The following is a 23,896-nucleotide window of genomic DNA, read 5'->3' as shown; positions in this document are numbered from 1 at the left end:
ATCGCCTTGCGTCGGGGAAACGGGGCAGTCAGAGGTCGCGGGCGAGGGCGAGGGCCTCGCGCAGGTGGCCGTGCGTGTCGGTGAGCAGGTCGGCCGCGGTGGGTCCGTCCACGGCGCCGATGAGTACGAGGACGGCCTGCTTGACCTCGCCGCCGGTGGCGTCGAGCGCGGCCTCGATCTCCTCGTCCGGCGCGCCGGTGGCCAGGGTCAGGATCCGGCGGGAGCGGGCGCGCAGCTTCTCGTTGGAGGCGCGCAGGTCGACCATCAGGTTCCCGTACGTCTTGCCGAGCCGGATCATGGTGATGGTCGAGACGAGGTTCAGGACGAGTTTCTGGGCGGTGCCGGCCTTCAGGCGGGTGGATCCGGTCAGCAGCTCGGGTCCGACGACGACCTCGATGCCGTGTTCGGCGGCCGCGGCGAGCGCCGAGCCGGCGTTGCAGGACAGGCCGACGGTGAGCGCGCCGCGCGTACGGGCGAACTCGACGGCGCCGACCGCGTACGGGGTGCGGCCGGAGGCGGAGATCCCGATCACGGTGTCGTCGGCGGTCAGCTCCAGGGCGGCGAGGTCGGCGGCGGCCAGCTCGGCGGAGTCCTCGGCGCCTTCGACCGCCGAGACCATGGCGGTGGGGCCGCCCGCGATCAGGCCGACGACCTGCGCCGGGTCGGTGTTGAAGGTGGGCGGGCATTCGCTGGCGTCCAGGACGCCCATCCGGCCCGCCGTGCCGGCGCCCGCGTAGACGAGCCGCCCGCCGCGGGCCATGCGGGGCGCGATGGCGTCGATCGCGGCGGCGATGTGCGGCAGTTGCGCGGCGACGGCGGCCGGGACGGTGGCGTCGTCGGCGTTCATGGTGCGGGCGATGTCCAGGGTGGAGAGCCGGTCGATCTCGGCCAGTTCGGGGCGGAAGGCCTCGGTGGTCAGCGTGTCGAGCTGGGCGCGCAGTGCGGCGTACGACGCGGTCATGGGCGGGGGCTCCTGGCGGTTCGGCGGGGGGCGAGCGCCTCGTACGAGGCGGCGAGCGCGGGTGCGGCGGTCTCGTACGTCCGCTGGGCGACGGCGACGAACAGGCAGTCGACGACCAGGAGCTGGCTGGTCCGGCTGGACATGGCGGCGGGGCGCAGCCGGGTCTCGCGGGCGGCGGAGGTGGCCAGTACGAGGTCGGCGTGGTGGGTCAGGGGTGCGCCCGGGCGGCTGGTGAGCGCGATGGTGGTGGCGCCGCGCTCGAAGGCCGTGCGGAGGGGGTCGATCACGTCGCCGGTCGCGCCGGAGTGGCTGATCGCGACGGCGGCGTCGCCGGGGCCCAGTTGTACGGCGCCGGTGATGGCCAGGTGGGGGTCGCTGTGGGCGTGGGCGACGAGGCCGATGCGCAGCAGCTTCTGGGCGAGGTCCTGGCCGACGAGTGCGGAGGCGCCGACGCCGTAGATGTCGATCCGGCGGGCGGTGGCGAGCGCGGTGACGGCGCCGGTGAGCGCGGCGAGGTCGAGGCCGGCGGCGGTGTCGGCGAGGGTCTGGGCTTCCTCGTGGGCCAGTTTGGCGACGACGTCGGCGATCGGGTCGTCGACGGCTATGTCGGCGGTGACGGCGGGGGCCGCGGTGGACTCCTGCCGGGCGGCGAGCGCGGCGAGGGCCAGGCGCAGGTCGCGGTAGCCGGGGTAGCCGAGGAGGCGGGCGGTGCGGACGACGGTGGCCTCGCTGGTGCCGGTGCGTGCGGCGAGGGCGCTGACGGTGAGGCGCGAGCAGCCGGCCGGGTCGGCGGCGACGGTTTCGGCGACGGCCCGTACGGAGCGGGTCATGGTGGGGCCCAGGCTGTGGACGCGGGCCCGCAGCGGGAGGCCGGGGCCGGGGCCGGTGGCGGCGCCGGAGCGCTCCCCACCCTCGCCCTGGCTGAAAGTTACTTTCGGGTCGTCGCTCATCTTTGAAATCTATTTTCGGTCGGGGTTGGGGTCAAGGCGCCATCCGGCACCGGGGCAGAAGGACCTTCACCACATGGCCCGTACGGGGTCACAATGGGCGCATGGACCACGCGACCCCCCTGGAACAGGCGCTGCACGCCGCCCGCGCCCTCGTTCTCGCCGATCTCGTCGCGGGCGAGGTCGCCGAGGCCGATGTCGTCTCCCTCGTCGAGGACTCGGTCACGCACCGCCGGTGGTGGGTGGAGCAGTGGCCGGAGGGGGCCGGCTACCTCGCCGGACTCGTCGCCCAGGACGTACAGGACGCGCTGCTGGAGAAGTACGGGCGCTGGCCGCTGTGCCCGGTCTGCTCGCACGGCGATCCGCACGCGCTGGACGTGGAGCCGGAGTTGGGGCCTGACCCGCACTGGGTGTGCGCCAAGGCGGGAGTGAAGGTCGCCGCGGTCGGCGGCCTCGGCCCCGTCTTCGGCGCCGGCCGGTGAGCCGCCGATGACGCTCTACATCGACCCGCCGACCTGGCCGGGCCACGGCCGCATGTGGTCGCACCTGGTCAGCGACGTCTCGTACGAGGAACTCCACGCCTTCGCGGCGTCGATCGGCTGCCCGGCGAAGGCGTTCGAGCGGGACCACTACGACGTGCCGTCGTACCGCTACGCGGACGCGGTCGCGGCGGGCGCGGTGGAGATCGGCAGCAAGGAACTGGTCGGCCGCCTCACCCGGGCAGGCCTGCGCCGCCCCAAGGGCCGCCCGGCATAGGGGCTCGTGGATGTGCCCCGGAACGCACCCCCGTGACCATATGACGGTCGGTCATGTGCCGTGCGGGCAGGAGGATTTACTGCATTAGGATGACCCGCGAATCTGCCACTCGCAGTTGCCCGAGGGGGATCGTGCGTCGGTCAGTGCTGTTCGTACACGGGACCGGAGTCCGGGAGGTCTCGTACAAGGAGACCTTCGACGCCGTCCGGACCCGCCTCGACGAGATCCGGCCCGGGCTGGAGGTCCGCGGCTGCTTCTGGGGCCGGGAGCAGGGTGCGTCGATGGCCCTCGACGGCGCCTCCGTCCCCCGCTACCGGCAGTCGCGGGGCGGCACGGCGGACGACGACGCCGAGATCGAGGTCTGGGGGGTCCTGTACGACGACCCCTGGTACGAGCTCCGGCTGCTGGGCCTGCAGCCCGCACCGGCATCGGGCCTGGGCTTCGGGCTACCGGCCTCCGAAGAGTTCTTCGCCGACATCACCGAGTACGGCCCCGCCCCCGAGGTGGTCGAGGCCTTCGCCGCACGGGGTCTCGGAGAGGACTTCGCCGAGGCCTTGCGGGCCGTCGCGCGGGCGCCCGAGTTACGGGACGCCGCGGCCACCGCGGACGCGGACGGGACCGAGCACCGCCGGGCGGTGGCCCGCGCCGTGATCGCCATGACGCTCGGCCTCGCCGACGACCGGGGCGTCGAGGTCTCAGGCATCGTGCGCGACGCGCTCCTCGACACGCTCAGCACCGACCTGTACGCCGAGGGCCGGTCCGTCAAGGGACTGCTCGGGAAGGCGCTGCTCGCCAGGCCGCTCGGCTGGCGCGGCCGGTCCCGGCGCGGGGCGTGGGGTGACGCCGCCCTGCCCGCGATCGGGGACATCCTGCGCTACCAGGCCCGGGGCCAGGGCGTACGCGACCAGATCAAGCGGACCGTCGAGAACACTCCCGGGGACGCGATCACCGTCATCGCGCACAGCCTCGGAGGCGTCGCGTGCGTCGACCTGTTGGTGCGCGAGCGGCTGGAGCGGGTGGACCAGCTGATCACGGTGGGTTCGCAGGCGCCGTACTTCTACGAGATCGGCGCCCTGGTCTCGCTCGAACACCCCGAGACGCTGCCGCCCGGCTTCCCCGCGAAGTGGCTGAACATCTACGACGGCCGCGACTTCCTCGCGTACCAGGCCGCGGAGGTGTTCCCCGGCCGCGCGCAAGACCGCCTGGTCGACAACAAGCAGCCCTTCCCCTGGGCCCACACCACGTACTGGTCCAACCCCGACGTCTGGAACGCCGTCGACACATGGCTGAGCTGACCGCCCCCGACCCGACGCGCGTGCACGCCGTCGTGGTCGGCATCGAGCACTACCGCCACCTCGGGAACAAGGAACTCGCGGGCGCCGCCGCCGACGCGATGCGGTTCGCCCGCTGGCTGCGTCGGCGCGGGGTGCCCTCGCAGAACATCACCCTGCTGCTCACACCGATGTCCACGTCGTGGGCCGACCTCAACGAGCAGGCGGAAGAGCTCGACGTTGAGATCAAGCCCGTCATCTCCCGCGACCAGATCATCGACAGACTCGCACCGTCGCGGACCGCGGCCGAGGGCGACGTCCTGTACGTCTACTGGGGCGGCCACGGTCTACTGGACCGGGGCGACCGCAGGCTGCTGCTCTGCCCGGACGCCTCGGACACGGACCCGCGCTGCCTCGACCTGATGGACCTCCGGGAATACCTGACCCGGCCGGACGTGGCGCGCTGCCGCAAGCAGATCTACCTCGTGGACGCCTGCGCGACCTTCGTCCAGGACCAGACCCGGCCGGCCGTCCTCGCGCTCCCGAGGGGCCACCGGACCTCCGTGCAGCAGTTCATGCTGCTGGCCGCCGCGGCCGGGCAGGCGGCGACACAGCGCACGACGGGGCGGACCGGCGCCTTCTCGACCGCCGTCATGGACTGGCTGGAGAAGCACTCGCCCGGTCTCGACACCGACCTGGACGCGCTGGTCGCGCACGTCAAGGAGCACTTCACGGAGTACCGCACCGGCAGGGGTGGGCGGCAGCTCCAGACCCCGGTGACCTTGGTGATCCAGCCCTTCGGCGGCGACGTGGAAATCCGGCAGGGCCCGGCGACGACGGCCTCGGGAGGAGAGCCGGGCGGGGAGCCGGGCGGGCCCGCACCGAAGGCGGGTCGGGGCGTCGGCGCAGGCATCCGGAAGGCCGCGGTCGTATGGGCCGGGGCTGCCGTGCTGGTGGCCATCGCCGTGATCGCGGCGGTGGCCCTGAACGGCAAGGAGGGCGGCGACGGGCGCAACGGGCAGGCCGCCCCGAGCGGTCGGACGGCGGCGCAGTCGAGTCCGTCGGCCTCACCCTCCGCCTCGCCCTCCGCCCCCGCCCCGCCCGCTGCGAGCAGCCCGGCGCCGAGCGCGCCGGCCCCGTCGGGCACCCCGACGCCGCAGGTCCAGGCCGCGGCGTCCACGGCCGCGGGTGCCGGCGAGTCGTGCTCGGGCTATGGGGTGGCCACGGACGCCCCACAGGCCAGCGAAAAGCCGTGCGTCGTGATCGAGGGCACGAAGGTCTTCATGCGTGCGTACGTCAGCGCCAAGGTCCCGACCAAGGTGACCGTGTACCTCTGGCTCAGCCTGAAGGACGGGAACAAGTACCTGTACCCCGAGGGCCGGCCGGAGCCATGGACCATCAATGCGGGTCCGGATCCCCTGGTGCTGACGTCGCCGGTCACCATGGCGCTGGTCCACAACACGGCCTACGAGGTCCACGTCAGCACCAAGCTGGAGGGTGGGGCCGCGCCGAACGCCCCGATCAACCCGAAGGTCACCGGGCACGGGCAGTGGTTCACCTACTGACGGTGTCCGCCGGCGCGGGTCGGGCGGGCGATGCCGCGACGATCCGCGTCACCCGCTGCTCGCGCTGGTGCAGGCGCAGGGCGAGCGCGGTCAGGGCGATGGCCGTCGCCGTCATGGCCGCGCCCGCCCAGGCCGTCGCCGCGAAGCCCTGGCCGGCGTCGATCACCGTGCCGCCGAGCCAGGGGCCGCCCGTGTTGCCCAGGTTGAACGCCGCCGTCGTGGTGGCTCCGGCCAGGGTCGGGGCCGCGCCCGCCACGTTGAACATGCGGGCGTTGAGCGCCGGAGCCGTGAAGAACGCCGAGACCCCGATCAGGAACGACAGCCCCACCGCCGCCACCGCCGCCGACGCGAACAGGGCCAGCGCGAGGAGGAACACCGTGGACGCGGCGATCCCCCACAGCATCACCCCGAACAGGTGCGCGTCCGCGATCCGCCCGCCGATCGTCGTGCCGACGAGCGCGCCGACGCCGAACAGCGCCAGCACCCACGGCACCCGGGCCGCGCCCAGCCCGGCGACCTCCGTCAGCAGCGGCGACAGGTAGCTGAACGCGCAGAAGACCCCGCCCGCGGCCAGTGCCGTGATGCCGATCGACAGCCACACCTGGCGGTCCCGGTAGATGCGCAGCTCCCGCGCCAGGGTGGGCCGTACGGCGGGCAGCGGGATGTCCGGGATCAGGGCCAGGATGCCGATGAGGGCGACCGCCGAGGCCGCGCCGACCGACCAGAACGCGGACCGCCAGCCCAGGTGCTCCCCGAGGAAGGCGCCGGCGGGGACGCCGAGGACGTTGGCGATGGACAGGCCGCCGATCATGACGGCCATCGCCCGGGCGCGCTGGTCCTTGCCGACCATCGCGATGGCGACGGCCGCGCCGACGGCCCAGAAGCCGGCGCAGGCGAGCGCGGAGACGATGCGGGAGGCGAAGAGGAGCTCGTACGAGGGGGCCAGTGCGCCCGCGACTTGCCCGAGGCCGAAGAGGCTGATGAGCGAGATGAGGGTGGTGCGGCGCGGCAGCCGCAGCGTGGCCACGGCCAGCAGCGGCGCCCCGACGACCATGCCGATCGCGAAGGCCGATATGAGCAGGCCCGCCTGCGGGATGGTGACGTTCATGTCCCGGGCGATGGGCGGCAGTAGCCCGGAGAGCATGAACTCGCTGGTCCCGAGCGAGAAGACGGACAGGCCGAGCACGTAGACGGCGACGGGCATGCGGGAGCGGGCGGGAGCTGGGGGCACGTCCCGTGCAAACCTCCGCGAACCGGATCCCATTCCCCCGGTCTCATTCCCCGGTCCCGTTCCCCGCGTTCATTCTCCGGCGCTCAGGTCGGCCAGCTCGGCGGCCAGGTTGCGGCGGGCCGGGGCCTCCCAGTGCGCGCTGCCGTACGGGGTGCGGAAGAGGCGGGGCAGGGCGAGCAGCTGGTGCAGTACGGCGGCCCGGCCGGTGCGGAAGGCGTCCTCGGGGACGAAGCCGTACTCGGCGCGGACGGCCGCGACGTACGCCGCGTACGCGTCGGGCCCGCCCGCGAGGACGGCCAGGTCCGCGTCGCAGAGCACCTCGCCGTTGGTGTCGCCGGGGACGGGGGCGTGCGTGACGGTGAGCCGGACCAGGCGGGCCACCTCGGCGGTGCGGGCCGCGTCGATGCCGAGCTCGGGCAGCGCGCGCTCGGCGAGGGCGGCGCTGCGCTCCTCGTTCTCGGAGCGGTCGGGACGGTAGACGGCGTCGTGGAACCAGGCGGCGAGCTCCACGGCGGCGGGGTCGGCGGCGTGCGGGGCGAGTACGTCGATCCGTGCGAGTACGTCGGCCAGGTGCGCGGTGGTGTGGTATCGCCGCCAGGGCTCCGCCCAGGCGGCCAGCAGCCGGTCCGCGTACGGGTCGGGATCGCTATCGGCGGCGGCGCCGGCGGCAGCGGCGCTCGCGTGCCAGCGGGCGCGGAGCGGGGCGGTGTCGAGCGCGGTGTCGGGCTCGGTGTCGGGCTCGGGGTCCATGCGGTCCATGGGCACATTGTGCGGGTGGCGTGATGGCGCTGGTGGAGGGTGGGCGCGGGCCCGTACTCTGGATATTGGACTAGACCTATTTTGCATACCAGCAGCTTTCCGGAGGAGTGGGGCCCAATGAGCAACCGTGCAGTCCTGGAGGTGATCGCCCTCGACGTGGAGGACGCGGTCGCGGCCCAGGCCGGTGGGGCGGACCGACTTGAACTGGTCACCGACATGGCCGCCGACGGGCTCACCCCGCCGCGCGAGACCTTCGCGGCGATCAGGGCGGCGGTCGACATCCCGCTGCGCGTGATGCTCCGCACCACGGACGGCTTCGCGGCGGGCTCCGCCGCGGACGTGGACCTGCTGGTCGCGCAGGCGCGGGCCCTGCGGGCGGAGGGCGCGGCCGAGTTCGTCCTCGGGTTCCTGGCGCCGGACGGCAGCCCCGACCTCGCCGCGATCGAGGCGGTCGTGGCGGAACTGCACGGCTGCAAGTGGACCTTCCACCGGGCCATCGACCGGGCCGCGGACCGGGACCAGCTGCGCAAGACGCTCGCGGAGCTCCCGGAGCCCTCCGGCCCGGACACGTACCTGACGGCGGGCTCGGCGACCGGGGTCGACGCGGGACTGCCGGTGCTGCTGGCCGAGGCGGCGCGGCAGGGCGAGCCGGGGTACACCGCGCAGATCCTGGTGGGCGGCGGGCTGACGCTGTCCCACCTGCCGGCGCTGCGGGCCGCCGGGATCGACGCCTTCCACATCGGCGGCGCGGCCCGGCCCTCCGGCTGGTCGGGCCCGGTCTCAGCGCCGGCGGTGGCCGCCTGGCGAACCGCCCTCACCTGACACCGCCACCCGAGGCCCCGCCCGTCGACCCGGCGCCCGGCCGGCCCGGGGCCCCCGAGGCCCCGCCTCCCCGGTGGGGCACCGCCGCCAGGGCCCCGGGCCCGTGGCCCGCAGGCCCGCAGGCCCGCAGCCCGCAGCCCGTGGCCCGGAGGCCTGCGGCCCGCAGGCGCGGTGTCGGCCTGTTGACCCGGCGCCCGGCCGGCCCGGGGCCCCCGAGGCCCCGCCTCCCCGGTGGGGCACCGCCGCCAGAGCCCCGGGCCCGCGGCCCGTGGCCCTCAGCCCGGAGGCCTGCGGCCCGCAGGCGCGGTGTCGGCGTGTTGGCCCGGCGCCCGGCCGGCCCCGGGGCCGCCCGGGGCCGCGCCTCCCCGGTGGGGCGCCGCCGCCAGGGCCCCGGGCCCGGGGCCCTGGCGCTGGCCAGCGGGCCTGCGGCCCGTGGACTCCGGCCCGCAAGCCCGTCGGCTTGGGAGGGGGCGGCCCCGGCGGGGCGGTGGGGTGGGTCAGGCCCCGGCCAGGGCGGGCGGCAGCGGGGTCGCGTGGAGGGCCGTGAGGCCCGAGACGGCGCGGGTGAGGCAGACGTACAGGCGCCGCAGGCCGGTGCGCTCGTCCGGCTCGCCCGCCACGATCGCGGCAGGCTCGTCCAGGACCACGTAGTCGTACTCCAGGCCCTTCGCCAGCGACGCCGGCACCAGGGTCAGCCGTGCCTGCGCCGTCGTCTCCTCGCCGGGCGACAGGTACGGCATCCCCGCCGCCTCCAGCGCCCGCGCCAGCTCCGGGATCCGGGCGTCCGCCGCGATCAGGCCGATCGAGCCCTCGTGGCCGAGGGAGTCGCGGCAGGCGTCGATCACCGAGGCGGTCAGGTCCGTCGCCGGCGCGACGACCAGCGAGCCCGGCGTCTCACGGACCGAGGAGACCGCGGCCAGCCCCGGGGAGATCGACGGCAGCAGCCGCGAGGCGTACGCGATCACCTCGCGCGGCACGCGGAAGCCCGCCGTCAGCTCCTCCAGCACCGCCTCCGGCTTGCCCAGGTGCGCCAGCGCCTCGGCCCAGCTGCGGGTGGCCCACGGGGTCGTGCCCTGCGCGAGGTCGCCCAGGACCGTCGCCGAGCCGGTCGTGCAGCGCCGGCCCACCGCCCGGTACTGCATCGGCGACAGGTCCTGCGCCTCGTCGAGCACGACGTGGCCGAGCGAGTGCGTGCGCTCCACCAGGTCGGCCGCCTCGTCGATCAGCACCAGGTCCGCCGTCGACCACTTCGCCGACTTCACGCTACGGAACGGCTTGGACCACAGCAGGAGCCGCTGCTCGTCGTCGGTCAGCACGCCCTCCGCGTGCTGCGCCAGGAACTCCGGTTCCGACAGCAGGCGCAGCACGAGCTTCGCCGGGTCCACCGCCGGCCACATCGCCTTGACCGCGGCCTTAACGGCGGCGCCCCGCGCCACCGCGTCCTGGACGCGGTCGTCCGGCGCCTCGCCCGCCTGCTCCATCCGTACGAGCACCGTGTGCGCGATCCGCTGCGGCAGCGCGTCGCGGGCGGCGCCGTAGCGGATGTCGCGGTCCAGGAGCTCCGCCACGATCTCCTCCAGCTCGTACGCCGGCACCCGCCACCGGCGCGAACCGCGCACCACCATCAGCGGCTCGGCGGGCGGGGTGACGTGCGAGCGGACCGCGCGGCGCAGCACCTGCGCCATGCGGGCGTCGCCCTTGACGACGGCGGTCGCGGCGGCGTCGGCGCCACGGACCTCCAGGCCGTCGCGGGTGACGAGGTCCTCGACGGTGGCCTGCTTGACCTCCAGCTCGCCCAGGGCGGGGAGGACCTGCTCGATGTACTGCAGGAAGGAACGGTTCGGTCCGATGACGAGCGTGCCGGTGCGGGCGAGCCGCTCGCGGTGGGCGTACAGCAGGTACGCGACACGGTGCAGGCCGACCGCCGTCTTCCCGGTGCCCGGGCCGCCCTGCACACAGACGGAACCGGACAGTCCGGAGCGGACGATCTCGTCCTGCTCGGGCTGGATCGTCGCGACGATGTCGCGCATGGGGCCGACGCGCGGCCGCTCGATCTCCTGCTGGAGCAGCTTGCTGACGGCGGCGGCGGCCTCCGCCGGATCGGAGAGGTGCTCGTCCTCGTACGCGGTCAGCTCGCCGCCCGTGTAGCCGAAGCGGCGGCGCAGCGCGATGTCCTGCGGGTCGTTCTTGGAGGCCCGGTAGAACGGCTGGGAGACGGGCGCGCGCCAGTCGATCACCATGGGGTCGCCGTCGGCGTCGTGGACGTGGCGGCGGCCGATGTAGAACTGCTCGCCCTCCGCGCCTTCGGCGAGTTCCGCGCCGGGCGCGTGCAAGTAGTTGAGGCGGCCGAAGAAGAGCGGGGTGTGGGCGAGGTCGGCGAGGGCCTTGATCCGGTCGTCGATCTGGGCCTGGAGGACGATCGCGTTGACCCAGTTCGCGGTGACGTCGCGGATGTCGAGGGCCTCCACGTCCTCGCGCATGGCGCGGAGCGCGGCGCGGGAGGCGGTGAGGTGGGCCTGTTCGCGGGCGAGGGGGCGGGCGCCGGAGTCGGTGCCGGGGGCGGCGGGGGCTGGGGAACCGGCTTCGGGGGCGTGCGCGGACACGGAAATGCCTCCAGCTGCTGATCGGTACGGAACGATGCCCGCCGGTTTCCGTGCGGCGGGCGGCTCTCCCCGAAACGGCGCTGGGAGGCGGCAAGAGCGGAGATTGTAGTCAGTGGGCCGGTCGGGCGCGAACGCAATATTCGGGAGGGAAGTCCCTCCGGGCGGGACGTCCGTACGGGTGTAGTACCGGGGAGTGTCAGACCTGGGGCAGAGGCCCTAGGGGACGGCATGGGTCGGGAGGAGTAGGCGCGAAGGCCTGCGGTTCCGCCCCGCGGGCGATGTGGTGACCGGGGCGGAAGAGCACCATGGATACATGAGCACCGCAACCTTCACCCCGATCCAGGGCGGCCGCCCTAGCGGCGCCACCGCCACCTCCGACTCCCGTCCGCGCCACCTGGTGGGCAACGCCCTGCGCGCCGCGAAGGTCTTCGTGGCGGCCGCGGTGAGCGTCGTCGTCCTGGGTGAATACGGCGAGGACGCCGGCGTCATACGCCGCTGACCCGGTCCGCCCCGCGCAGCGACCTGGCCGGATAGCGGCGGAGCCACGCCGATGATCCACTAGGGTCACGCGCGTGACCCGGAGCCCCCGTCCCAGCCCCCCGCCGTCGCCCCTGGTCGGCGTGCTGCTCACGGGCTCGCTCCTCGTGCTCGGCGTGCTCTGCATCGTGATGCGGATCCCGATCGCGGACGGCCTCGTCGACGGCTTCAGCGGTGCCGAGTGGCGTCCTCCCGCCGCGTACCCGCCCTTCGCGGCGATCCTGTTCACCCCGGCCGCCTGGCTGCCCACGGGCGTCCTGAAGGCCGTCTTCGTCCTCGGCAACGCAGGCCTGCTCGCCCTGCTGATCGTGATGTCGTGCCGCCTCGCGGGACTGCGGGCCCGCCCGGGGCCCGTCCTGGCCGCGACCATCGCCGGTCTGTGGGTGGAGCCGCTGTTCCAGAGCCTGCTCGCCGGCCAGATCAACCTGGCGCTGGCCTGCCTGGTCCTGTGGGACCTGTGCCGGCCCCGCGCCGCCCTCGGCAAGGGCTTCGCCCTGGGCACCGCCGCCGGGATCACCCTGACCCCGGCGCTGTTCATCCCGTACCTGCTGCTGACCCGCCGGATCCGGGCCGCTCTGACGGCGCTGGGTGCCTTCACCGGGACCGCGCTGCTCGGGCTGCTGGTCCTCCCGCAGGCCTCGGCCGAGTTCTGGGCCCGGCACCCGCCCGTCTCCGTCCGGACCCTGCTGCTGGACTGGCCGCACCTGTGGGTGTGGTCCGTCCCGCTCCTCGCCCTCCTGGTCCGGGCGGCGACGACCCGCCGCCGCCCGGACCCGAAGCCGGACCTCGTCATGGTCCCCGTGCGCAGATCAACCCTGGGGCAGCAGGACGTCCGCGTCGTCGAAGATCTTCAGCAGCACGAGCAGCAGCCGGCCTCGCGACACCGTGTACTCGGCCACGATCTGTGGGGTGTCAGTCGCTCGTCAGGAGTTCGTCGGCGTCCATGATGCGGTAGGCGTAGCCCTGTTCGGCCAGGAAGCGCTGGCGGTGTGCCGCGAAGTCCTGGTCGATCGTGTCGCGCGCGACGACCGAGTAGAACCGCGCCTCGTGGCCGTCCGCCTTCGGGCGCAGCACGCGGCCCAGCCGCTGGGCCTCCTCCTGGCGGGAGCCGAACGTTCCGGACACCTGGATCGCGACCGTGGCCTCGGGCAGGTCGATGGAGAAGTTCGCGACCTTCGACACGACCAGCACGCTGATCTCGCCCTCGCGGAACGCGTCGAAGAGCTTCTCCCGCTGTGCGTTGGAGGTCTCGCCCTTGATGACGGGCGCGTCCAGGTGCTCGCCGAGCTCGTCGAGCTGGTCGATGTACTGCCCGATGACCAGCGTCTGCTCGCCCTGGTGCTTGCGCACCAGCGCCTCGGTGACCTTCCGCTTCGTCGCCGTCGTCGCGCAGAAGCGGTACTTCTCCTCCGTCTCGGCGGTCGCGTACGCCAGCCGCTCGCTCTCGGTCAGGTTCACGCGGACCTCGACGCAGTCCGCCGGGGCGATGTAGCCCTGCGCCTCGATCTCCTTCCACGGCGCGTCGAACCGCTTCGGGCCGATGAGCGAGAACACGTCCGACTCGCGGCCGTCCTCCCGAACCAGCGTCGCGGTCAAGCCGAGCCGCCGCCGGGCCTGGAGGTCGGCGGTGAACTTGAACACCGGCGCCGGCAGCAGGTGCACCTCGTCGTAGAGGATCAGGCCCCAGTCCCGGGAGTCGAACAGCTCCAGGTGCGGGTAGACGCCCTTCCGCTTCGTCGTCAGGACCTGGTAGGTGGCGATGGTGACCGGCCGGATCTCCTTGCGGGTGCCGGAGTACTCGCCGATCTCCTCCTCGGTCAGCGAGGTCCGCTTGACCAGCTCGTGCTTCCACTGCCGGGCCGAGACCGTGTTCGTGACCAGGATCAGCGTGGTCGCCTTGGCCTTCGCCATGGCCCCGGCGCCGACCAACGTCTTTCCGGCGCCGCAGGGCAGCACGACCACGCCCGAGCCGCCGTGCCAGAAGCCCTCGACGGCCTGCTGCTGGTACGGCCGCAGCGCCCAGCCGTTCTCCTCCAGCTCGATCGGGTGCGCTTCGCCGTCGACGTACCCGGCGAGGTCCTCGGCCGGCCAGCCCAGCTTGAGCAGGGTCTGCTTGATCTGCCCGCGCTCGGAGGGGTGCACGGCCACCGTGTCGGGGTCGAGTCGGGCCCCGACCAGCGGGGCGACGCGCTTGGAGCGCAGGATCTCCTCCAGCACGGGCCGGTCGGTGCTGGTCAGGACCAGCCCGTGCACGGGGTGCTTGGAGAGGGTGAGACGGCCGTAGCGCGCCATGGTCTCGGCGACGTCGACGAGCAGCGCGTGCGGGACGGGGTAGCGCGAGAACTCGACGAGCGCATCGACGACCTGCTCGGCGTCGTGCCCCGCGGCCCGGGCGTTCCACAGGCCGAGCGGGGTGATCCGGTACGTGTGGATGTGCTCGGGGGCCCGTTCGAGCTCGGCGAAGGGGGCGATGGCGCGGCGCGCGGCACCGGCGAGCTCGTGGTCGACTTCGAGGAGGAGTGTCTTGTCGCTCTGGACGATGAGAGGCCCGTTCACAAACGTCCCTTTCCTGCGTGGGGTGGCTGCCCGGACGCGGACGGCCAAACCTCCAGTCTGCCGCATCGGGCGCCCCGGTGTCCGGGGCCCGCACGGCCGGACTACCCGGGCAGCCATCGTGCGCGTTTCCCGATCGCGTCGTGGAGCCGCTCGACCGGGGTGGGGAGGGTTCGTCGCGGTCCGCGGCGAGGGCCGGCCCGACGCGGGAGTCCGGCGGCGCAGACGGACGGAAAACCCGGCGACGGCGGGCGGGCCGGTTCGTAGGGTCGGGGCATGGATGATCGACCTTCTTTCGTGCCGGACGGGTTCGACGTACCCCTCGGGCTGGCAGCGGACGGGTTCCGGCTGGAACCGCTCGGGGCGCAGCACAACGCACGCGATCTCGCCGCCTGGAGCGGGAGCATCGAGCACGTGCGGGCCACTCCCGGCTTCCAGGGGCGGGGGTGGCCGCCGCCGGAGGGGATGTCCGCGGAGGCGAACCTGGCCGATCTGGTCCGGCACGCGCAGGACTTCGCGGAGCGGAAGGGGTTCACGTACAGCGTCCTGGACGGTGACGACGTCATCGGATGCCTCTACGTCTACCCGGGCAAGGAGGACCCCGGGCGGGTGAGCGTCAGCTCCTGGGTACGGGCCGACCGGGCGCCGCTCGACGAGGTCCTGTACGCGGCCGTGACGCGCTGGCTCGCCGAGGCGTGGCCGTTCGAGGCGGAGCGGATCGACTACGCGGCCCGGTGAGAGGGGCGGCGGAGAACGCCGCAGGGGCCCGGCACGTGGTGTGCCGGGCCCCTGCGGTGTACCGGGGTGCTGGAGGTCAGCCGCGGGCGGCGCTGCGGCGGCGGCGGGCGCCGAGCCAGGCGGCGGCCCCGCCCAGGGCGACGAGGACGGCGGCCAGGCCGGAGTACAGGCCGGTGTTGGAGTCGGCGCCGGTGTGGGCGAGGGAGCCGGTGCTGCCGTTCGCGGTGGTGTTGGTGTTGCCGGCGGCGACCGTGGTGGCGGACGCGGAGTGCGACGGGCTCGTGGACGGCTGCGTGGTGGCGGACTTGCTCGGGGTCGGCGACGGCGAGGTGGTCGCGGTCTGCGGGGCGAGCTGGAACTTCGTCTCGGCGCTGGCGAATTCGTAGGTGTTGCCCTCGGGGAGGTTGACGCTCGCCTGCAGGGTGACGGTGGTGGGCTTCTTGTAGTCCGTGTTCGGGCCGAACGAGGTCCGCAGGTGCAGCACGCGCTCGCCGGCGGCGGCGCTGAAGCCCTTCGGGATCGTCGGCAGCACGAAGGCGTCGGGGTCGGCGGTGCTCACGCCCTGCCACTTGCCGTCGACCAGCATCTCCAGCTGGAGGTTGGGCACGTTGACGTTGGAGCCGAAGCCCACGTTCAGCGAGGAGTAGAGCGCCGTGGTGAACTCGCCGTCGCCGGTGAGGCGGTAGCTCAGGTCCATCTCACGGCACTGGGCCGCCGGGACGCCCTTGCAGTCGCCGACGTTCTTGAACGAGGTCTCCAGCTTGCCGGTCTTGACCGCCGGGTCCGTCTTGAAGGTCAGGGAGGCGGTGTTGTTCTCCGCCACCTCGCCCGAGTAGCTCGTGGCCTTCAGCGTGAAGTCGCCGTTGGTGGTCGGGTAGCTCTTGCCGAGGCCGATCGTGACCTTCCAGGTCATCTTGCCGCCGGCCGGGATGTCGAAGCCCTCGCCCCCGGTCTTGCCCGCCGGGTGGAACATGCCCTGCCACTCGCCGTCCTGCTGCCCGATGGAGGACTCGGTCGCCGGCGCGGTCACGCCCTCGACCTTGAAGACGACGTCGCTCTGCTGGAGCGGGCTCGCGCCGGCGCCGTGCAGGAGCAGCCACGGGTGGAAGGAGCTGGGCTTGTCCGTGGTGTTGGTAGCGGTCAGCTCGAAGGTCTCCGTCGCACCGCCCCGGGTCAGCGGGCCGCTCGGCGCCGGGGCGCCCATCGTCATCTTCAGCGCGTCGTGGTTGCCGTTCTCGGCCGGTGCGGCGTAGGCCGACAGCGGCATCAGGACGGTACCGGCGACGGCGGCGACGACGGCGGTGGCGGCCGCGGTGCGGAAGGGACGGCGGGTGGCGGTGCGAGCGGACATGGTGGACTCCCCCCAAGGAATCACGAAGGCAGGCGAGCAGCGCGGAGCGGCGGCAGCCGGCAGAACAGACGAAGGAACGTGCGAGATGCCTCGGCAGAGCGCCAGGGCAGGTGGTTCAGGGTGTCGCTCTCGCGCCGGTTCGTTTTCCCTCGGCCGCTGCTGCGATGAACTGATCTTCACACATTGTGGATCACCAATCCATCGCCCGTGTGTCACCGCTGTGCAACAGGAACCGGAGGCCACCCCACCCGCTCTGAGCTGGGAAAACGAGGTATCCCATTCCGTTTTTCGCGACGCGGTCCGGTTACCCGCCCAAGTGCTCCAGCGACCCCGCCGGATACGGCGTCTCCACCGGCAGCAGCGCCCGCGCGGCCGCCTCCTCGCCGGACCGCACCAGGCCGTGGATCTCCCGCGCCAGCGGCGTCACATCGCGGATGGAAACCGTCCACTCGTCGGCGTACGCCCGCGAGGCCGGCCCCGACAGTCCCAGCTGGAGCGAGCGGTGGCGCAGCGGGTTCAGGTGCAGGTCGCGCTCCGGGTCCCACTGGACGCGGGCGGGGGCCTCGCGCAGGGCCCGCTGCCAGGCCTCCCGGTCGGTGTGCGTGCCGCGTTCGAAATGGGACAGGCAGGCGTGGCGCAGCGCGTGGTCGAAGCCCTCGCGGCTGATCTCGACGGCCAGCACCGTCTCCTGGTCCGCCTTGGTGGCCCAGCCGCAGCGGTACATCATCCACAGGAACGACGGCTTGATCCACGTCATGCGCTCCCGCTTCCAGGCGGGCGGGAAGCGGCCGTCGCGCGCCGCGGGCACCCCCAGCCGGGGCGCGTACGCCTGGTAGACGGTGACGGTGGTGTCGGTGTGGGCGGCGCGGATCTGCCGGCCCGGTGTTTCGGACATGGGGCCAGAGTGCCGGGTGGTCACCGCCCCGGCCAGCCGTTTTCCGCCCCCGGCCGGCGACTACAGGTGCTCCTCCGCCAGCTCCGCGACCCCCGTGATCCGGTGCAGGGCGTACGTCCGGACCTCGTCCGCCGTGTGGTCGTACCCGGTGACGAAGCCGCCCTCCACCCGTACCGGGGCGATGACCCGCTGGCTCGCCGCGCCGTCCGCGTTCACGTACCCGATCCACACCGCCGACCCGGTCAGCGCTGCCGCCTGCACCGTGGCCAGGGTCTCCGCCGCGCTCGTGCGCGGGAGTTCGCCCGGTGCCGCGACAGGGGCCGCCGGGTCCGCGGGCTCCTTGCGCACCGCCGTCGCCGCCAGGTCGCCCGCGCGGATGGCCCGTACGGCCGCCCCCAGCAGCGTCGCGTCCGGTACCGGCGGGCCGTCCGGCACCGGGACCGGCGCCGAACGCGCCGGCGTGCGGTGGGCGTCGGCCCGCGCGACGACGACGTCGCCGGTCAGGGACTCCGCGGCCGGCGCGTACCCCATCGCCCGCAACCCGTCGAGGAGGGCGCCCGGTTCGGCCTGCGCCGCCAGCACGGTCGGGGCCAGGCGCCGCAGGCCCAGCCCCGTCGACCGGCGGTCGGCCAGGATCTCGTTCAGCATGCCGTCGTCGTCGCAGCGCACGTACGAGGACGCCGAGCCGACCCGCAGGTGCCCGTGCCGCCGGGCCACGTCGTCGATCAGGTACGCCAGCGGCTGCGGAACCGGCGTGATGCTGTGCTCGGCGAGGAAGGCGTGCAGGTCGGAGGCGGCCCGGCCGGAGTCCAGGGCCCGCCGTACGGACCCGGGCGTGAAGCGGTAGACCGTCGCCCCGCCCTTGGACTCCACGTCCGCGAGCACGGCCAGCACGTCGCCGAGCGCCCGGCGCAGCGGCCCGGGCGCCACCGCAGTCAGGTCGGCCTGGAGCAGTACGTGGTCCACCGGCTCCGGAAACAGCGGCGCGAGCAGCGGCGCCGGGTCGCGGTGCTCCAGCAGTGCCCGGCCGTGCCCGGCGAGCGCCCCGCGCCCGGTGACGCCCAACACCTCGGCCTCGGTCAGCGTCCACCGCGCGAGGCGGGCGCGCAGTTCGCTCGTCCCCCGTACGGGGCGTTCCCAGGCGAGCCGGGCCAGGAGGGCGTTCGGGTCGGCGGAGGCGCCCTCGGGCAGCGCGGCGAGGAGTTCGAGGACGCGCCGACGGACCTCGGGGGCGGCGGAGCGGTCGAGTTCGGGGCCCAGCACGGACAGGGTGCGGCCCTTGGAGTCCTGGTCCCCGACCAGTCCGGCGGTGCGGGTGGCCGGCAACCAGGCCGCGGCGAGGGCCGACCACCGCTCGGCGGGCGGGAGTTCCACCCAGTCGTCGAAGGCGGGGGTGGGCGCGTACCGCTCGTCCGCCTCCCCGTCGCTGGCCAGCAGCCCTGCCGCGTAGGCGAGTTCGATCCAGAACGCGGCCGCCGGCTCGGTGCCGTCCAGGGTGGCCGCGGTCCGCTTCAGGTCGCGTACGGACAGCCCGCCCGCCCGCAGCACCGGCGGCCCGGCGTGCTCCCAGGACTTCACCAGCTCCTCCACGGTGGACAGCGCGGCCAGCGCCTGCCCGGCCGCGTTGGCGTCCACAAGCTGTGGACGGTGCTCGCGGTCCGCGGGCACCGCGGGGGCCACCGGCTCCGTCACCCGGTGCGCGAGGCCGCCGCGCAGGTGCAGTGCCACCTCGCGGGGCAGTACGACGGTCCGCGCCGACGCGGGCAGCAGCAGCCCGCGGTCGCGCAGCCAGCGCACGGGCGGCGTCGGGTTCGGCGTGACCTCCCCGTACGGCGGCCCCCACACGAGTCGGCCGAGCACCTGGTGGGCTTCGGCCGGGGCCTCGTCCAGCAGCGCCGACATCCGCTCCGGGTCGGTGAACAGGCCGGTCAGTGCGGTCACGGCGGACACCGGGTCGTGCGTGGCCGGCAGCCCGGCGGCCGCCACGATCTCCTGGATCCGGGTCGGCGACATCCCGGCGGTGGCCTCGGCGACGGTCGGGCCGAGGCCGGTGGGGGAGGGCCGGCCGGGGGAGGGCGCGAGGAGCTCGCGGGCGGTGCGGACCAGCCGCAGCCGCTCGTCGTCGCCCCAGACCAGGGCCTGGTCGCGCAGGGTGGCCAGGGCGCGGGGCAGTTCGGCGCGGGCGCCGTTGTCCCCGCCCCCGGTGGTGCCGTGTTCACCGGCCAGCAGCGACTCCAGCACCGGGTAGGGACACGGGTCCGGGGCCACCGCGAGGGCCTCCGCGGTCTGGAGCGCGAACCGGTCGAGCCGGTCCAGCGCGCGGACCACCGAGGCCCGGGTGCCGGCCCGGGTGGCCAGCTGCGTGATGTCGCCCGGCACCGGGCCGAGCAGGTCCGGGCGGGCGTGCAGCAGGGCGCCGAGGGACGCGTCGTCACGGGCGCGCAGCGCCTCGGCGAGGGAGCGCGGGGCGCTGCTCGCTGTGGCGCTTTCGGCAGCGCTGCTTGGCTCAGGCACGGTCGCCTCCATGGTCGCGTCGGCCGGTCCCCATCCGGCCAACGGTATCCGCTGCGCCCTCGGCCGCTCCACGGGCGCACGCGCTACCTTTCCGGTGGGTGGTACGGGAGGAGCCGGGCATGGGGATCGAGAGCGACCATCTGGTCTACGAATATCTGAGCCGGGTCGGGGACTTGGCGCAGCGGCGGCAGCTGTCCTCGGGGGACCGGATGCGGCTGGTGGCGGGGCTGCGGGACGAGATCGACCGTCGGCGCGCCAAGTACGAGCCGGAGACCCCGGCAGCCGTGCGCCGCATCCTGGCGCGGATCGGTACGCCGGAGGAGGTCCTCGACGGCATCGGCGGGTCGCCGGCCCCCGCGCCGGCCGCGGCGCCCGCCCCGGCCCCGGCGGTGCCCACCCAGCGCGGGCCCGGCCGGCTGCGCCGCAAGGCGGCGGCGGAGCCGCGCCCGGCGGACACCGCGCCCGCTCCGCCGCACCTGGCCGGACTCGACGAACTCGGCGCCGACGGCGGGGCGGAGCCCGACTGGTGGCGGGTCGCGCCGGGGCCCTACGGGGCCGGGCCGCAGGTGGAGGGCTTCGCCGGCGGCGTGGAGATCCCCGAGCTGTTCCGGGATCCGGTGGAGGAGAAGCCGGATCCCGCGCGGGGCCCGGCGGGCGCGCCGGACGCCACGGCCGCCTCCGGGCTACGGGGTCTCGTGGCGTACCTGAAGAAGCGCCGGGAGGCCAAGGCCGCCGGGGCCGCCGCGGACGCGGCGACCGCGCCCGCGGCGGGCGCCGCCGCACGCCCGAAACCGCACGCCTTCCTGCTGCTGGCCGCGGTCGTGCTGGTGGCGGGCGCGGTCACCGGGTCCTGGCTGCTGCTGATCGGCGGCTGGCTGCTGGCGTACGCCTCGCGGGTGCTGGGGCCGACCGAGCGCAAGATGGTCGTCTTCGGGCTGCCGGGAGCCGTGTTCGCGGGCGCGGTGGTGTGGCTGTGGGGCCGCCTGGAACGGCACTGGGGGGCGCCGCTGACGGACGACGGCCTCGGCGGGGTCTTCCAGGGCATGTGGCCGTGGCTGGCCAGGGGTGCGGCCGTCGCCTCGGCCCTCTACCTAGCCTGGCGCTCCCGCCGCCGCTGAGCCGCCGGCGCGGTCGGCGGGACCACCGCATTTCACCGCCCGGCAAGGCGGCGCTCGGCCTGCGTTCCCGCCGCTCCGCCCCGGCTCGGCACAATGGCGGTATGAGCTCCGAGACCCCCACCGCGCCCGCCGGGTCCGCGAACCGGCTGACCGTCGGCTTCGACCTGGACATGACCCTCATCGACTCGCGCCCCGGCATCAAGGCCGCCTACCAGGCGCTTTCCGCCGAGACGGGCACGTTCATCGACGCCGACGAGGCCGTCACCCGGCTCGGGCCGCCGCTGGACGAGGAGCTCGCCCGCTGGTTCCCGGAGGCGGAGATCCCGGCCATGGCCGACCGCTACCGGGAGATCTACCCGACCTACGCCATCGAGGCGACCCCCGCGATGCCCGGCGCCCGCGAGGCGATCGAGGCCGTCCAGGCGCTCGGCGGCCGCGCCATCGTCGTCACGGCCAAGCACGAGCCCAACGCGCGGCTGCACCTGGCGCACCTCGGCATCGAGCCGGACGCGGTCATCGGCTGGCTGTGGGCCGAGGCCAAGGCGGGCGCGCTGCGCGAGTACGGGGCGCAGGTCTACGTCGGCGACCACGTGGGAGACGTACGCGGCGCCCGTACGGCCGGTGCGCTGTCGGTGGCGGTCCCGACCGGCCCGTGCCCCGAGCCGGAACTGCGGGAGGCGGGCGCCGACGTGGTGCTGCCGGACCTCACCGCGCTGCCGCAGTGGCTCGCGGAGTACGTCGCCGCGCAGTCGGTCTGACCGCGCGGCCGGCGGGGGCCTAGGCCTGGGAGGCGCGTGCGGCGCGCCGCTGGGCCGCCGCCGAGCGCAGCACGCCCGCCGCCGAGATGGCGAAGCCGACGCCCATCAGCATGCACACGGCCCACGCGTACGACGGGAACGGGTCGGTGTGCAGGAACAGCGGGGCCATCGTCACGAGGGTGGCCACGGCGCCGACGATGAACACGATGCCGCCGGCGCGCACCAGCCCGTCGCCGGGCCGCGCTTCATCGGCATGAGGAGTAACAGTCACCCCACCAGGGTAGTTCCCTGGCCGAAGCAGCCGACAGCGCAGCCGACAGCGAAGAGCCGGCGAAGGACCGGGGAACGTCTTGTCACCTGTCGATCGCCCACTAGCCTGGATACGGCGGGTCACCATGACCCGCTGCGCTGTTGTCCGGAGCCGCCGCGCGGCGTACCGGACCCCGACGAGCACAAGGACAGAGGACGGACGTGCCTACCGGCAAGGTCAAGTGGTTCAACAGTGAGAAGGGCTTCGGCTTCCTCTCCCGCGACGACGGCGGTGACGTCTTCGTCCACTCGTCGGTGCTCCCCGCCGGGGTCGACGCACTCAAGCCCGGCCAGCGCGTCGAGTTCGGCGTTGTCGCGGGACAGCGCGGTGACCAGGCGCTTTCCGTGACGGTGCTGGATCCGGCGCCTTCGGTCGCGGCCGCGCAGCGCCGCAAGCCCGACGAGCTGGCGTCCATCGTGCAGGACCTCACGACCCTGCTGGAGAACATCACTCCGATGCTGGAGCGCGGCCGCTACCCCGACAAGGTGCACGGCACGAAGATCGCCGGCCTGCTCCGCGCGGTGGCCGACCAGCTCGACGTCTGAGCCCGTACGCACGACGGTGCCCCGGCCCTCCCCAGAGGGCCGGGGCACCGTCGTACCGGCGTGGAAGGGGCCTACGGGAACGCCAGCGCACCCGGTGCGATGGCCGGTACCAGACCCTCCGCCGCGGCCCGCGTCAACAAGCCGCGCACCGCCGCGTACCCGTCGTCGCCGAGATCGGCGGTGAACTCGTTGACGTACAACCCGATGTGCTGGTCGGCGACGGCCGGGTCGAGTTCCTGAGCGTGGGCGCGGACGTACGGGCGGGAGGCCTCCGGGTCGTCCCAGGCCATCCGGACCGACGTACGGGCCGACTCGGCCAGGGCGTGCAGCGTCTCGGCGCCCAGCGAGCGCTTCGCGATGATCGCGCCGAGCGGGATCGGCAGGCCCGTCGTGGACTCCCAGTGCTCGCCCATGTCAGCGAGGCGGTGCAGCCCGTAGTCCTGATAGGTGAACCGCGCCTCGTGGATGACCAGCCCGGCGTCGACCCGGCCGTCGCGGACGGCCGGCATGATCTCGTGGAACGGCAGCACGACGACCTTGCCGACGCCGTCCGGCAGCACGTCCGCCGCCCACAGCCGGAACAGCAGGTAGGCGGTGGAGCGCTCGCTCGGCACGGCGACCGTCTTGTCGGTCAGGTCGATGCCCGGCTCCCGCGTCAACACGAGCGGCCCGCAGCCACGCCCGAGCGCCCCGCCGCAGGGCAGCAGCGCGTACTCCTCCAGCACCCAGGGCAGCACCGCGTACGACACCTTCAGCACGTCCAGCTCGCCGCGCTCGGCCATGCCGTTGGTGATGTCGATGTCGGCGAAGGTGACGTCGAGGCCGGGCGCGCCCGGGACCCGGCCGTGGGCCCACGCGTCGAAGACGAAGGTGTCGTTCGGACAGGGCGAATAAGCGATCTTGACCGCCGGGTGCGGGTCACGACTCATGTCGGTGCTCTCCCCAATGGACGAGTACGGGCCCCAGGGCGCGGAATCCGGCGGTGAGCGCGGCCAGCGCGTCCCCGATCCGCCAGGCGTCGCGGTCGCGGGGGCCGACGGCGTTGGACACGGCGCGGATCTCCAGCACGGGCACCCCGTGCGCGGCGGCCGCCTCGGCGACCCCGAAGCCCTCCATGGCCTCGGCGCCGGCGAGCGGATGCCGGGCGGCGAGCCGGGCCGCGCCCTCGGCGGTGCCGGTCACGGTGGAGACGGTCAGCACGGGCGCGAGCAGTGCCCCGGTGGCCTCGGCGGCCCGGGCGGCGAGCTCGGCGGGCGGGAGGTGCACGCTGTGCCCGAAGCCGAGCTCTTGTACGTCGAGGAAGCCGTCGGGGGTTTCGGCCCCGAGGTCGGCGGCCACGACGGCGTCGGCGACCACGAGGGAGCCGACCGGGGCGGCGGGCGCGAACCCGCCGCCGATTCCGGCGGAGACGACGAGGGTGTACTCGGCCAGCGCGAGCGCGGTGGCCGTGGCGGCCGCGGCGGCGGCCGGCCCCACCCCGCCGACGAGCACGTCGGCGGCGAGGCCGGGCAGATCGCGCCGGGAGAGGGGATATCCGCCGGGAAGGGTGCGCGGCTCCGGCGTCACCGGGTCCGCATGAGGGGTGGGCCCGGTCAGGCCACTGACGACGGAGTCTGCCTCCGCCGCCACCGCGGTCACGATGAGCGCGCGCACCGTCGGTAC

At 74.3% G+C, this 23,896-nt stretch carries 23 protein-coding genes; 11 read left to right on the top strand and 12 right to left on the bottom strand.

The window, feature by feature from the left end:
• Positions 1-28: 28 nt before the first annotated feature.
• A complete protein-coding gene (murQ, locus tag OG974_RS19620; RefSeq protein ID WP_371643907.1) occupies positions 29-961 on the bottom strand; it encodes an N-acetylmuramic acid 6-phosphate etherase in 933 nt (310 codons plus the stop codon).
• Entirely contained in the window at positions 958-1,911 is a 954-nt protein-coding gene (locus tag OG974_RS19615) for a MurR/RpiR family transcriptional regulator (protein ID WP_371643905.1), read from the bottom strand. Before OG974_RS19615 ends, murQ begins: the two co-directional genes overlap by 4 nt.
• A gap of 101 nt (positions 1,912-2,012) precedes the next feature.
• On the opposite strand from OG974_RS19615, the gene OG974_RS19610 reads away from it, so the two are divergent.
• From OG974_RS19610 to OG974_RS19595, 4 genes are all read left to right on the top strand, one after another.
• Positions 2,013-2,390, top strand: coding sequence for a hypothetical protein (locus OG974_RS19610; RefSeq protein ID WP_327283998.1), 378 nt, complete (start codon positions 2,013-2,015; stop codon positions 2,388-2,390).
• Positions 2,391-2,397: 7 nt separating this feature from the next.
• Complete coding sequence (locus OG974_RS19605) at positions 2,398-2,664, top strand: DUF4031 domain-containing protein (RefSeq protein WP_327283997.1); 267 nt, start codon at positions 2,398-2,400, stop codon at positions 2,662-2,664.
• 131 nt (positions 2,665-2,795) lie between these two features.
• Complete coding sequence (locus tag OG974_RS19600) at positions 2,796-3,959, top strand: hypothetical protein (protein WP_371643902.1); 1,164 nt, start codon at positions 2,796-2,798, stop codon at positions 3,957-3,959.
• Positions 3,947-5,500: a caspase family protein gene (locus tag OG974_RS19595; RefSeq protein WP_329313842.1), complete on the top strand. Its 1,554-nt coding sequence runs from the start codon at positions 3,947-3,949 to the stop codon at positions 5,498-5,500. The genes OG974_RS19600 and OG974_RS19595 overlap by 13 nt, the downstream gene beginning before the upstream one ends.
• Here the strand turns inward: OG974_RS19595 and OG974_RS19590 are convergent.
• Both OG974_RS19590 and OG974_RS19585 read right to left on the bottom strand, forming a co-directional pair.
• Entirely contained in the window at positions 5,490-6,704 is a 1,215-nt protein-coding gene (locus tag OG974_RS19590) for a Cmx/CmrA family chloramphenicol efflux MFS transporter (protein ID WP_328765203.1), read from the bottom strand. The genes OG974_RS19595 and OG974_RS19590 overlap by 11 nt on opposite strands.
• 96 nt (positions 6,705-6,800) lie before the next feature.
• A complete protein-coding gene (locus tag OG974_RS19585) occupies positions 6,801-7,490 on the bottom strand; it encodes a hypothetical protein (RefSeq protein WP_371643900.1) in 690 nt (229 codons plus the stop codon).
• A 117-nt stretch (positions 7,491-7,607) separates the two neighbouring features.
• Between OG974_RS19585 and OG974_RS19580 the strand changes: the two genes are divergently transcribed.
• On the top strand, positions 7,608-8,312 hold the full coding sequence (locus tag OG974_RS19580; protein WP_328763087.1) for a copper homeostasis protein CutC: 705 nt from the start codon (positions 7,608-7,610) through the stop codon (positions 8,310-8,312).
• A gap of 497 nt (positions 8,313-8,809) precedes the next feature.
• On the opposite strand, the gene OG974_RS19575 is transcribed toward OG974_RS19580, so the two are convergent.
• Positions 8,810-10,915 carry an AAA family ATPase gene (locus OG974_RS19575; RefSeq protein WP_371643899.1) on the bottom strand — a complete coding sequence of 702 codons (2,106 nt, stop codon included), beginning with the start codon at positions 10,913-10,915 and terminating at the stop codon, positions 8,810-8,812.
• Between the two features lie 313 nt (positions 10,916-11,228).
• Here OG974_RS19575 and OG974_RS19570 point away from each other — a divergent pair, with 313 nt between their 5' ends.
• Positions 11,229-11,414: a hypothetical protein gene (locus OG974_RS19570; RefSeq protein WP_327283993.1), complete on the top strand. Its 186-nt coding sequence runs from the start codon at positions 11,229-11,231 to the stop codon at positions 11,412-11,414.
• 73 nt (positions 11,415-11,487) lie between these two features.
• The gene (locus tag OG974_RS19565; RefSeq protein WP_327283992.1) at positions 11,488-12,399 is read left to right on the top strand and encodes a glycosyltransferase family 87 protein; all 912 of its coding nucleotides are present in this window, start codon (positions 11,488-11,490) and stop codon (positions 12,397-12,399) included.
• Here the strand turns inward: OG974_RS19565 and OG974_RS19560 are convergent.
• The gene (locus tag OG974_RS19560; protein ID WP_327283991.1) at positions 12,365-14,008 is read right to left on the bottom strand and encodes a DNA repair helicase XPB; all 1,644 of its coding nucleotides are present in this window, start codon (positions 14,006-14,008) and stop codon (positions 12,365-12,367) included. The two genes, OG974_RS19565 and OG974_RS19560, sit on opposite strands and share 35 nt — an antisense overlap.
• Before the next feature lie 273 nt (positions 14,009-14,281).
• Here OG974_RS19560 and OG974_RS19555 point away from each other — a divergent pair, with 273 nt between their 5' ends.
• Positions 14,282-14,743: an N-acetyltransferase gene (locus OG974_RS19555; protein WP_327283990.1), complete on the top strand. Its 462-nt coding sequence runs from the start codon at positions 14,282-14,284 to the stop codon at positions 14,741-14,743.
• A 76-nt stretch (positions 14,744-14,819) separates the two neighbouring features.
• Here OG974_RS19555 and OG974_RS19550 read toward each other — a convergent pair whose 3' ends face one another.
• The 3 genes from OG974_RS19550 to OG974_RS19540 form a co-directional block, all read right to left on the bottom strand.
• The gene (locus OG974_RS19550; protein WP_327283989.1) at positions 14,820-16,094 is read right to left on the bottom strand and encodes an LPXTG cell wall anchor domain-containing protein; all 1,275 of its coding nucleotides are present in this window, start codon (positions 16,092-16,094) and stop codon (positions 14,820-14,822) included.
• A 304-nt stretch (positions 16,095-16,398) separates the two neighbouring features.
• Positions 16,399-16,989: a DUF4291 domain-containing protein gene (locus tag OG974_RS19545; RefSeq protein WP_327283988.1), complete on the bottom strand. Its 591-nt coding sequence runs from the start codon at positions 16,987-16,989 to the stop codon at positions 16,399-16,401.
• Between the two features lie 60 nt (positions 16,990-17,049).
• Complete coding sequence (locus OG974_RS19540; RefSeq protein ID WP_371646862.1) at positions 17,050-19,515, bottom strand: helicase C-terminal domain-containing protein; 2,466 nt, start codon at positions 19,513-19,515, stop codon at positions 17,050-17,052.
• A gap of 107 nt (positions 19,516-19,622) precedes the next feature.
• Between OG974_RS19540 and OG974_RS19535 the strand changes: the two genes are divergently transcribed.
• On the top strand, positions 19,623-20,621 hold the full coding sequence (locus OG974_RS19535) for a hypothetical protein (protein WP_327283986.1): 999 nt from the start codon (positions 19,623-19,625) through the stop codon (positions 20,619-20,621).
• Positions 20,622-20,722: 101 nt separating this feature from the next.
• Positions 20,723-21,379 carry an HAD family hydrolase gene (locus tag OG974_RS19530; protein ID WP_327283985.1) on the top strand — a complete coding sequence of 219 codons (657 nt, stop codon included), beginning with the start codon at positions 20,723-20,725 and terminating at the stop codon, positions 21,377-21,379.
• A 19-nt stretch (positions 21,380-21,398) separates the two neighbouring features.
• Here OG974_RS19530 and OG974_RS19525 read toward each other — a convergent pair whose 3' ends face one another.
• Positions 21,399-21,650, bottom strand: coding sequence for a hypothetical protein (locus OG974_RS19525; RefSeq protein ID WP_327283984.1), 252 nt, complete (start codon positions 21,648-21,650; stop codon positions 21,399-21,401).
• Positions 21,651-21,850: 200 nt separating this feature from the next.
• Here OG974_RS19525 and OG974_RS19520 point away from each other — a divergent pair, with 200 nt between their 5' ends.
• Entirely contained in the window at positions 21,851-22,234 is a 384-nt protein-coding gene (locus OG974_RS19520; RefSeq protein WP_030012939.1) for a cold-shock protein, read from the top strand.
• A 71-nt stretch (positions 22,235-22,305) separates the two neighbouring features.
• On the opposite strand, the gene OG974_RS19515 is transcribed toward OG974_RS19520, so the two are convergent.
• Positions 22,306-23,163 (bottom strand): 1,4-dihydroxy-6-naphthoate synthase, encoded by an 858-nt coding sequence (locus OG974_RS19515; RefSeq protein WP_327283983.1) that lies wholly within the window; start codon positions 23,161-23,163, stop codon positions 22,306-22,308.
• Complete coding sequence (locus OG974_RS19510; protein WP_327283982.1) at positions 23,153-23,887, bottom strand: futalosine hydrolase; 735 nt, start codon at positions 23,885-23,887, stop codon at positions 23,153-23,155. The genes OG974_RS19515 and OG974_RS19510 overlap by 11 nt, the downstream gene beginning before the upstream one ends.
• Positions 23,888-23,896 lie beyond the last annotated feature (9 nt).

The sequence above is a fragment of the Streptomyces sp. NBC_00597 genome (assembly GCF_041431095.1).
Classification (GTDB): domain Bacteria; phylum Actinomycetota; class Actinomycetes; order Streptomycetales; family Streptomycetaceae; genus Streptomyces.
Note: the sequence above shows the minus strand (reverse complement) of the source record. Positions and strands in the feature narration are given on the sequence as shown.

Coding starts and splice junctions, on each gene's coding strand:
- murQ (WP_371643907.1), bottom strand. CDS start 961: ATGACCGCGTCGTACGCCGCACTGCGCGCCCAGCTCGACACGCTGACC.
- OG974_RS19615 (WP_371643905.1), bottom strand. CDS start 1,911: ATGAGCGACGACCCGAAAGTAACTTTCAGCCAGGGCGAGGGTGGGGAG.
- OG974_RS19610 (WP_327283998.1), top strand. CDS start 2,013: ATGGACCACGCGACCCCCCTGGAACAGGCGCTGCACGCCGCCCGCGCC.
- OG974_RS19605 (WP_327283997.1), top strand. CDS start 2,398: ATGACGCTCTACATCGACCCGCCGACCTGGCCGGGCCACGGCCGCATG.
- OG974_RS19595 (WP_329313842.1), top strand. CDS start 3,947: ATGGCTGAGCTGACCGCCCCCGACCCGACGCGCGTGCACGCCGTCGTG.
- OG974_RS19590 (WP_328765203.1), bottom strand. CDS start 6,704: ATGCCCGTCGCCGTCTACGTGCTCGGCCTGTCCGTCTTCTCGCTCGGG.
- OG974_RS19585 (WP_371643900.1), bottom strand. CDS start 7,490: ATGGACCGCATGGACCCCGAGCCCGACACCGAGCCCGACACCGCGCTC.
- OG974_RS19580 (WP_328763087.1), top strand. CDS start 7,608: ATGAGCAACCGTGCAGTCCTGGAGGTGATCGCCCTCGACGTGGAGGAC.
- OG974_RS19570 (WP_327283993.1), top strand. CDS start 11,229: ATGAGCACCGCAACCTTCACCCCGATCCAGGGCGGCCGCCCTAGCGGC.
- OG974_RS19555 (WP_327283990.1), top strand. CDS start 14,282: ATGGATGATCGACCTTCTTTCGTGCCGGACGGGTTCGACGTACCCCTC.
- OG974_RS19550 (WP_327283989.1), bottom strand. CDS start 16,094: ATGTCCGCTCGCACCGCCACCCGCCGTCCCTTCCGCACCGCGGCCGCC.
- OG974_RS19545 (WP_327283988.1), bottom strand. CDS start 16,989: ATGTCCGAAACACCGGGCCGGCAGATCCGCGCCGCCCACACCGACACC.
- OG974_RS19540 (WP_371646862.1), bottom strand. CDS start 19,515: ATGGAGGCGACCGTGCCTGAGCCAAGCAGCGCTGCCGAAAGCGCCACA.
- OG974_RS19535 (WP_327283986.1), top strand. CDS start 19,623: ATGGGGATCGAGAGCGACCATCTGGTCTACGAATATCTGAGCCGGGTC.
- OG974_RS19530 (WP_327283985.1), top strand. CDS start 20,723: ATGAGCTCCGAGACCCCCACCGCGCCCGCCGGGTCCGCGAACCGGCTG.
- OG974_RS19515 (WP_327283983.1), bottom strand. CDS start 23,163: ATGAGTCGTGACCCGCACCCGGCGGTCAAGATCGCTTATTCGCCCTGT.